The organism is Marinibaculum pumilum (assembly GCF_042646425.1).
In the GTDB taxonomy this organism is placed as follows: domain Bacteria; phylum Pseudomonadota; class Alphaproteobacteria; order Ferrovibrionales; family Ferrovibrionaceae; genus Marinibaculum; species Marinibaculum pumilum.
Genome location: NZ_JBHRTR010000015.1, coordinates 111,695 through 120,122 on the forward strand (window position 1 = coordinate 111,695; position 8,428 = coordinate 120,122).

General features: G+C 67.4%; 7 protein-coding genes and 1 pseudogene. 6 read left to right on the forward strand and 2 right to left on the reverse strand.

The window, feature by feature from the left end; translation table 11 throughout:
- The 4 genes from ACFOGJ_RS05395 to ACFOGJ_RS05410 all read left to right on the forward strand — a co-directional run.
- Nucleotides 1-2,266, forward strand: a 2,266-nt coding sequence (locus ACFOGJ_RS05395) for a heavy metal translocating P-type ATPase (RefSeq protein ID WP_379898725.1), incomplete at its 5' end; no start/stop codon positions are given.
- Nucleotides 2,263-2,499: a cbb3-type cytochrome oxidase assembly protein CcoS gene (gene ccoS / locus ACFOGJ_RS05400; RefSeq protein WP_379898727.1), complete on the forward strand. Its 237-nt coding sequence runs from the start codon at nucleotides 2,263-2,265 to the stop codon at nucleotides 2,497-2,499. The genes ACFOGJ_RS05395 and ccoS, both read left to right, overlap by 4 nt.
- Nucleotides 2,500-2,615: 116 nt before the next feature.
- Nucleotides 2,616-3,353 (forward strand): Crp/Fnr family transcriptional regulator, encoded by a 738-nt coding sequence (locus ACFOGJ_RS05405; RefSeq protein ID WP_379898728.1) that lies wholly within the window; start codon nucleotides 2,616-2,618, stop codon nucleotides 3,351-3,353.
- Nucleotides 3,354-3,358: 5 nt separating this feature from the next.
- Nucleotides 3,359-4,465 (forward strand): hypothetical protein, encoded by a 1,107-nt coding sequence (locus ACFOGJ_RS05410; RefSeq protein ID WP_379898730.1) that lies wholly within the window; start codon nucleotides 3,359-3,361, stop codon nucleotides 4,463-4,465.
- A 31-nt stretch (nucleotides 4,466-4,496) separates the two neighbouring features.
- Here the strand turns inward: ACFOGJ_RS05410 and ACFOGJ_RS05415 are convergent, their stop codons facing one another.
- Entirely contained in the window at nucleotides 4,497-5,279 is a 783-nt protein-coding gene (locus tag ACFOGJ_RS05415; protein ID WP_379898732.1) for an exodeoxyribonuclease III, read from the reverse strand.
- 14 nt (nucleotides 5,280-5,293) lie between these two features.
- Complete coding sequence (erpA, locus tag ACFOGJ_RS05420) at nucleotides 5,294-5,713, reverse strand: iron-sulfur cluster insertion protein ErpA (RefSeq protein ID WP_379898734.1); 420 nt, start codon at nucleotides 5,711-5,713, stop codon at nucleotides 5,294-5,296.
- A 188-nt stretch (nucleotides 5,714-5,901) separates the two neighbouring features.
- Here erpA and argS point away from each other — a divergent pair, with 188 nt between their 5' ends.
- Both argS and ACFOGJ_RS05430 read left to right on the forward strand, forming a co-directional pair.
- On the forward strand, nucleotides 5,902-7,680 hold the full coding sequence (gene argS, locus ACFOGJ_RS05425) for an arginine--tRNA ligase (protein ID WP_379898736.1): 1,779 nt from the start codon (nucleotides 5,902-5,904) through the stop codon (nucleotides 7,678-7,680).
- 168 nt (nucleotides 7,681-7,848) lie between these two features.
- A pseudogene (locus ACFOGJ_RS05430) lies at nucleotides 7,849-8,428 on the forward strand (hypothetical protein); the annotation flags it as partial.

An 8,428-nucleotide genomic window follows, 5' to 3' on the forward strand; every position in this document is an offset into this window, starting at 1 on the left:
CGTGCGGCGCCTGCTGCTGCACGCGCCCGACATTTCCTGTGCCGCCTGCATCGGACGGATCGAGCGCGGCCTCGCCGAGGTCCCCGGGGTGCGGCAGGCACGGGTCGGCTTCGGCAGCCGACAGGTCAGCATCGACTGGCATGCCGACCGCCTGGCGCCGCAGGACCTCGTCGCCGCGATGGACGGCCTCGGCTATCCCGCCACGGTACTGGATCCCGCCGCGATGCCCGGCGCCGGCGCCGACCGGGACGGGCGGCGGCTGCTGACGGCGCTGGCGGTGACCGGCTTCGCGGCGGCCAACGTCATGCTGCTGTCGGTGTCGGTCTGGTCGGGGGCAGATGGCGCGACCCGCGACCTGCTGCACTGGATCTCCGCCCTGATTGCCCTGCCGGCGGTCGCCTATGGCGGACAGCCCTTCTTCCGCTCCGCCCTGGCGGCGCTGCGCGGCCGCCGGGTGAACATGGACGTGCCGATCTCGCTTGCCGTGCTGCTGGCGGTCGGCTACAGCATGCTGCGGCTGGGCAGCCACGCCACCGACCTGTGGTTCGACGCCGCGGTGACCCTGCTCTTCTTCCTGCTGGTCGGCCGCTACCTGGAGCATCTGATGCGCCGCCGTGCCGGCGACGCGGCGCGGCTGCTGCGCGCGATTGTCGAGCGGCCGGTCACGGTGATCGGGGCGGACGGCGCGCGGATGGCGGTCGGCGCCGGGGAACTGGCACCCGGCATGCGGGTGGCCCTCAGCCCTGGCGAACGGATCGCCTTCGACGGCCGCATCGCGGGCGGCGCCACCGACCTCGACATGTCGGCCGTGACGGGGGAAACCCTGCCCGTCGCCGCGGCACCGGGCAGTGCCGTGCAGGCCGGCATGGTCAATCTCACCGGCCAGGTCGAGGCGGTGGTGGAGGCCGTGGGCGGCAACACCCTGCTGGGCCAGCTTGCCCGGATGATGGAAACGGCGGAGGCCGGGCATGGCCGGGCGACACGCCTGGCGGAACAGGCGGCGCGGCTCTACGTGCCGGTCGTCCATGGCGCCGCGGTGGCCACCTTCCTGGGCTGGTGGCTGCTGGGCGGCGATGCCGGGCAGGCGCTGGTGACCGCCATCGCGGTCCTGATCATCACCTGTCCCTGCGCGCTGGGGCTTGCCATCCCCGCGGTGCAGGTCGCCGCCGGCGGGCGCCTGTTCCGCCGCGGCATCCTGTCGAAGGGCGGGGCCGGGCTGGAAGCCCTGGCACGGGTGGATATCGTGGTCTTCGACAAGACCGGCACCCTGACGGCCGACGACCTGTGGCTCGTCATGCCGGACGGCGATCCGTCGTTCACCGCCGACCTGGTGCGCGCGGCAGCGCTGGCGGCGCAGAGCCGGCACCCCCTGCCGCGGGCCCTGGTCCGCGCCGCGGCTGAGGCCGGCCTGCGGACGGCGGACGCCGAAGCGGTGGAGGAGCAGCCCGGCCGCGGCCTGTCCGGCCGCCTGGACGGCTGCATGCTGCGCCTGGGCAGCCGCGCGCATTGCGCGGTGCCGGGCGATATGGGCACGCCCGATCCGGGGGCCGCCGATCTGCCGGAGGTCTGGCTGCAGGTGGGCGAGGGCGAGGATGCGCGCTGGCGCCGCTTCGCCTTCGCCGACCGGCTGCGGCCGGAGACGGCAGAGACGGTGGCGGGGCTGCGCCGGCGGGGATTGCAGGTGCGCCTGCTGTCCGGCGACCGGGAAGGCGCGGTGGCGCGCACGGCGGCGCAGGCCGGGATCGCGGACTGGGCGGCCCTGCAGAGCCCGGCCCAGAAGGTCGCCGCGGTCGAGGCGCTGCGTGCCGGCGGGCACCGGGTGCTGATGGTCGGCGACGGCCTCAACGATGCGCCGGCCCTGGTCGCAGCGGACGTCTCGCTTTCGCCCGGCACGGCGGCGGAGGTCTCCCAGTCAGCGGCGGACCTGGTCTTCCTGGGTGCGAGCCTGCGGCCGGTCCTGCTGGCTGTGGATGCCGCGCGGCGGGCGCGCCGGCTGGTGCTGCAGAACCTTGGCTTCGCCGCGCTCTACAACCTGCTCGCCATTCCGGCGGCGGCGGCCGGGCTGGCCTCGCCGATGGCGGCGGCGATCGCGATGTCGCTGTCCTCCCTGGTGGTCTGCGCCAATGCCCTGCGGATGAACATGCCATTCCGCGATGCAGAGGCGGCAGACCCGGTGATGGCGCGGCCTCCCGTAGCGGCGACTGACGGAGGGGACGTCGTCATGCCGGCCGGGGTGCCGACGGCGATCGGGGGGGCGGCGCGGTGACGAACCTCGTGATCCTGATCCCCGCTGCCCTGCTGCTGGGCGGAATCGGCCTGGCGGCCTTCCTCTGGTGCCTGAACAGCGGCCAGTTCGACGACCTGGACGGCGCCGCGCAGCGGGTCCTGCTGGACGATCCGGCAGAGGAACGGCACGCGACGCAGCAGCAGGCCCCGGGACAGATGGAGGGACGGGACCGTCCTTCCCCGGACGGGGATAGGAGACGGTCCGATGCCTGACCGCCGGCCGGCCGGAGCGGCGATGCTGCACCGCGGCATTATGCATTCTTCCGGTCTGGCGGGGCGGTCTGCTACCTTGGGCGGAACTGCCCTGAAAAGGTCGCTTGGATTCCGCCATGAATATCGCGCAGCCCGTCCTCGACGCGGGGCCCTGCCAGCATTGCGGCGTTCGCAAGAACGCCATCTGCCGGGTGCTTGACGTGCACCGGGAGCTGCCGGAAATGGGGAAGAGCGTGCGGCACCGCCACTATGCCGCCGGCCACGTGATCATGTCCGACCAGGACCCGGTCTCTTTCCTGGGCACCGTGCTGGAAGGCACGGTGAAGCTGGAGAAGATGATGGGGGACGGGCGGAAGCAGATCCTCGGCCTGCTGTTCCCGTCCGATTTCCTGGGGCGGGCCCATGCAAAGCAGAGCCCCTACTATGCCATCGCGCTGGAGCCGGTGAAGCTCTGCTACGCGGAGGCGGCCTCCTTCCACCGCCTGCTGGAAACCTTCCCGAAGCTGGAGACCAGCCTGTTCGAGCGCACACTGGAGGCACTCGACCATTCGCGCGAATGGATGATGCTGCTGGGCCGCAAGACGGCGCGGGAGCGGGTCGCCTCCTTCCTCTGCCTGCTGGCGGAGCGGCAGGCCGGTCCGGTCACCGAGGGCGAGCCGGCGAGCGACGGCCCGCTGGTCTGCCGCATCCCGCTGACCCGCGGCGATATCGCGGAGTTCCTGGGACTGACGATGGAGACCGTCAGCCGGCAGATCGGCGAGTTGAAGTCGACCGGCCTGATCGTGCCGGATTCCACCCGGCAGGTGACGATCCCGTCGCTGTCGGCGCTGAGGGAGGCCGCGGAGAAGGGCTGACGACCGTGCGGATTCCTGAATCTGTCGTTAGAGTTAAAGTAATATCGAATGGCATTGAAAATAGCGTACCTCTGCAGCTTTCGGACAGAGGAAAAAAGTCAGTAGAGGCGTTCTACTCACTTCCTGGTTTGGGAAACTGGCGACCACAAGGCGATTCTTACGCTGAATTGTCGATCTTATTTGACCTCGGTCTACCATTGTCACTCATCGCAAATGTGGCGTCAGCAGATAAGATTCGCTCCCAATTAGCTAAATCCATACTGAACGGTAGTACAATTCAACCATCACAGATGAGCGAAATTTCTTGTTGTGCTATTTTATCCTATTTAGGATATAGGCCAGTATTCGTCAAGGAAAATTGGCATAGAACTCCTGATTTGCGGATAGAAGAATTTGATGGCCATTGCATTGACATCGAGGTTACTAGAGCTGATGCGCGGCATATTCATAAAAATGTGCAAAGCGCTCTTCGGGATCTTATAGGAATTCTGCGCGCAGGAGATTTTGGTTTTCACTTGTTAGTATTGTTGGCAGATGCGCGCGTAGATATTTCAAGTGCGGAGGTTCTTGAGAAGGTGCTTCAATTGACGCCTGGTGAAACAGCGGAAGTGCCTATGAATTGGTACATTAAAGCCTATCCGCTCGCAGAAAGAGATTTCGTAGTGTCTGGAGCCGCAGAGAGTGCAGATTCTCCAGATTGGTGGCCGAGATCTGGCCCCAAGGCATTTGCAATATCTGCACTAGTAAGCGCTACCCAGTCACCATACGTTAGAATCGGAAGTCTCTATCCAGATGCTGTATACATTAACCCTGTTAAGAATAAAGCTGAAAGGCCACAAAAAGAAATAGGAAATTGCTATGTTGTTGCGCTAGATGCGGGCAATCTTCCAGGGTATGAAAAGAAGATCCAGTCTGAATTGGAAAATTACTTTTCGCAATGGCCGCATGTTTCCGGGGTATTGGCGTTCCAATACCTGCCTTGGGCGGGCTACAAAAATAAACAGTGGGATATCGTTTTCTATAAAAACGACTCAAGCAGATACCCAACCCCAAACGGCTTTCTGAATACTGCGCTTGGAGAAAAGCAAAAAATTATCTTTTCCATCACGTGATTTCTATATTACTCTAATAAAAACTGATTCGTCAGACCGCCAGTTCGCACCAGACCGGCGTATGGTCCGACGCCTTCGGTGCCGCCCGTGGCCCGCGATCGATGCCGCAACGGGACAGGCAGTCCGCCGCCTGCGGCGACAGCAGCAGATGGTCGATGCGCAGGCCGTTGTTCTGGTCCCAGGCGCCGCCCTGATAGTCCCAGTAGCTGTATTCCTGCGGGCCGTCGGGGTGGAAGGCGCGCCACGCCTCGGTATAGCCCATGTTCAGGATCTGCCGGAACCGCGCCCGCGATTCCGGCTGGCAAAGCGCGTCGCCGGCGAAGCGGACCGGATCGAAGACATCGGCGTCCGTGGGACAGACATTGTAGTCGCCGGCCAGCACCGTGCGCTCTTCCAGCGCCAGCAGGTCGCCGGCATGGGAGACCAGGCGGTCCATCCAGCCCAGCTTGTAGTCAAATTTCGGCCCCGGCACCGGGTTGCCGTTGGGCAGGTAGATGGAGGCGACCCGGACCCCGCCGGTCACCGCCTCGATATACCGGGCATGGTCGTCTTCCGGCTGGCTTTCCGCCCCGGGCAGGCCGGTGACGACATCCTCCAGCGGGAATTTCGAGAGGATCGCGACCCCGTTATAGGTCTTCTGCCCGTGGACGGCGATGTTGTAGCCCAGATCCTCGATCGGCTCCCGCGGGAAGGCCTCGTCGACGCATTTCAGTTCCTGCAGCAGGACCACGTCGGGGCCGGCTTCCTTAAGCCAGGACAGGACGTTCTCGAGCCGCGCCTTGATGGAATTCACGTTCCATGTCGCCAGCAGCATCGGCGCGGGCGCCGTCAGATGGCGAACGAGGTGCCGCAGCCGCAGGACGACTGGGCGTTCGGATTGGTAATCCGGAAGGCGGAACCGATCAGCTCGTCGACATAGTCGACCTGCGCGCCGCGCAGGAACTCCAGGGACATGGAATCGACCACCACCCGGACATCGCCCTTGTCGATCACCAGGTCGTCCGGCGTCGTTTCGGTATCCAGCGCGAAGCCGTACTGGAAGCCCGAACAACCGCCGCCGGACACCGAGACGCGCAGCATCGCCGACGGATCGCCCTCCGCGGCGATGATCTTCGCGACCTGCCGCGCGGCGCGGTCCGTCACCAGCAGCGGTGCCTGGACCTCTGCATCCGCCTGGCCCTCCGCATTTGCCCGGCCGTCCGCATTCGCCAGGCCGTCCGCATTCGCCTGTGTCGCCGCTTCGGCCACGATGCTCACCTCCTGCAACTCTGCACCGGCCCGCCTGACAGGCGGGGCCGTCCTGATGCCGGCCAATCCGCCTGTCGGGGTTTTCCCCCAGCGGAAAGCCTAGTACATCCACGCGGCGGCGCCGCCCGACGGGCATCGCAGCCACCGGCTCAGAATGTATGGGCGCAACAGCGCAAGTCAAAGAAGCAATGGACATCTTTTCCGATACCCGGGCGCGGATCCTGGCCGCCCTGCAGGACCTGGCGCCCGACGGCGCCGCGCCGCTGGGTGCGGCCGATCCGGCCTATGCGCCGATCACCGTGGAACCGCCGCGCGATCCCAGCCATGGCGACCTGGCGAGCAATGCCGCCATGGTGCTGGCCAAGACCTTCCGCCGGAAGCCGCGCGACATTGCCGAGGCGCTGGCCCCTGTCGCCGCGGACTGGCCGCATGTCACCGCGGTCGAGATTGCGGGCCCCGGCTTTCTGAACCTGCGGCTGGCCGATCAAGCCTGGCACCACCAGCTTGCCGCTGTGCTGGCCGACGGGCCCCGCTTCGGCGACCGGCCGGCCGCCAGCGGGGCGGGGCCGGTGAATGTCGAGTATGTCTCCGCCAACCCGACCGGGCCGCTGCATGTCGGCCATTGCCGGGGGGCGGTGTTCGGCGATGCGCTGGCCCGCCTGCTGGAGAAGGCCGGCCACAAGGTCACCCGGGAATACTACATCAACGATGCCGGCGGGCAGGTCGACGTGCTGGCGCGCTCCGCCTACCTGCGCTACCGCGAGGCGCTGGGGGAGGCGATCGGCGAGATTCCCGCCGGCCTCTATCCCGGCGACTACCTGATCGCCGCCGGCCGGGCGATCGCCGCCGAAGAGGGCGACCGCTGGCTGCAGGCGGCGGAGGCGGACTGGCTGCCGGTGTTCCGCGCGCGCAGCATCGAGATGATGATGGAGGTGATCCGCGACGATCTGGCGGCGCTCGACATCCGCCACGACGTCTTCTCCTCCGAGGCCCAGCTGCATGCCGACGGGCGGGTCGAAGCCGCCATCGCGGCGCTGGAAGCGGACGGTTATGTCTATACCGGCGTGCTGGAGCCGCCGAAGGGCAAGCTGCCCGACGACTGGGAACCGCGGCCGCAGTTGCTGTTCAAGGCCAGCGCGTTCGGCGACGATACCGACCGGCCGCTGAAGAAGTCCGACGGCAGCTGGACCTATTTCGCCGCCGATATCGCCTACCACTACGACAAGATCCAGCGCGGCTTCGACCATCTGATCGACGTCTGGGGCGCCGACCATGGCGGTTATGTCGCGCGGGTCGCCGCTGCCGTGGCGGCGCTGACCGGCCGCAAGGATGCGCTGGACGTGAAGCTCTGTCAGTTGGTGAACCTGCTGGAGGGCGGCCAGCCGGTGAAGGTGTCGAAGCGGGCCGGCACCTTCGTCACCCTGCGGGAGATCGTCGACCGGGTCGGGCCGGACGTGGTGCGGTTCATCATGCTGACCCGCAAGAACGACGCCCCCCTGGATTTCGATTTCGCCAGGGTGCTGGAACAGTCGAAGGACAATCCGGTCTTTTATGTCCAGTACGCACATGCCCGAGTCCATTCGGTGCTGCGCAATGCGGCCGTGGAACTGGACTCCCCCGAACTGGCGGATGCGGCGCAATTCCGGGGGCTGCAGGCCGGCGATCTCGCCGCCTTGACCCATCCGGGGGAGCTTGATCTCATCAAGCGAATGGCCGCATGGCCGAGGCTGGTCGACGCGGCGGCCCAGGCGCATGAGCCGCACCGGGTCGCCTTCTACCTCTATGATCTGGCCGCGGCGTTCCACGCCCACTGGAATGCCGGCAAGGACGATCCCAGCCTGCGTTTCATCCATGCGGCGGACCGGCCGCTGACCCTCGCCCGGCTTGCGCTGCTGCGCGGCGTGGCCGATGTCATCGCTTCCGGCCTGGACGTTCTGGGCGTGACGCCGGTCACCGAGATGCGGTGAGCGGGGCGGCAGTCGGGTTGCCGGGTGGGCTGGGTTGCCGGGTGGGCAGTTTGGCGGCCGCGTCCGGACCGATGTGCAGGTATGGCGTTCCGGCATGATCTTCCGGCCCTGGCTTGATCTTCCGACCATGGGTTCCGGTGCAGGGCCGCGGCGAAGGGAACCGGCGAGATGAGCGCAGCGCAATCCGGCGACGATGACGATCCGCCGCTGGCCCGCCGCCGTGGCGCCGGGCGCGACGCCGGCCAGGGTGCCGCTGGCCAGGGTGGGGGAGAGCAGCGCTCACAGCGCTCGCTGTTCCAGGAACGCGACGACGATTTCGAACAGATCCGGGACATCATCGCCAAGGCCTCGCGGCCCGGGGCGGTCGCAGCCGATGCGGCATCGGGATCCCGCCTGCCCCCGCAAGGCGGACCGGCTGCCCGGCCGGGTGGCGGCCCCGAGCAGGGGGGCGCGGCAGGCCTCGCCCGGTCGGGCGCGGAACGCGGATCGCCTGGCGTGCCGGTCGGCCAGCCGCCAGAACCGGGCCTGGCTCCGTCCGGTCTGAAACGGGGGTCCAGCACGGCGGCGGAGGCGGCCCGCAGCGTACTTCGTGCCAGCGGGGCGCCGGCACCGGTGCCGCCATCGCCGTCGGCGCAGGATGACACTGCCGCCGGGCCGCCCCCGGCGGGCGCCTTTCCGGACGAGGATGTGGTCCTGCGGCAGAAGGGGCGGGCTGGCCGCCCGCCGCAGGGACGCGACGGCGGGCGCC

What these genes read in the sequence shown, in the direction of transcription:
- ACFOGJ_RS05405 (WP_379898728.1), top strand. Translation starts at nt 2,616, where the DNA reads ATGAATATCGCGCAGCCCGTCCTCGACGCGGGGCCCTGCCAGCATTGC.
- ACFOGJ_RS05415 (WP_379898732.1), bottom strand. Translation starts at nt 5,279, where the DNA reads ATGCTGCTGGCGACATGGAACGTGAATTCCATCAAGGCGCGGCTCGAG.
- argS (WP_379898736.1), top strand. Translation starts at nt 5,902, where the DNA reads ATGGACATCTTTTCCGATACCCGGGCGCGGATCCTGGCCGCCCTGCAG.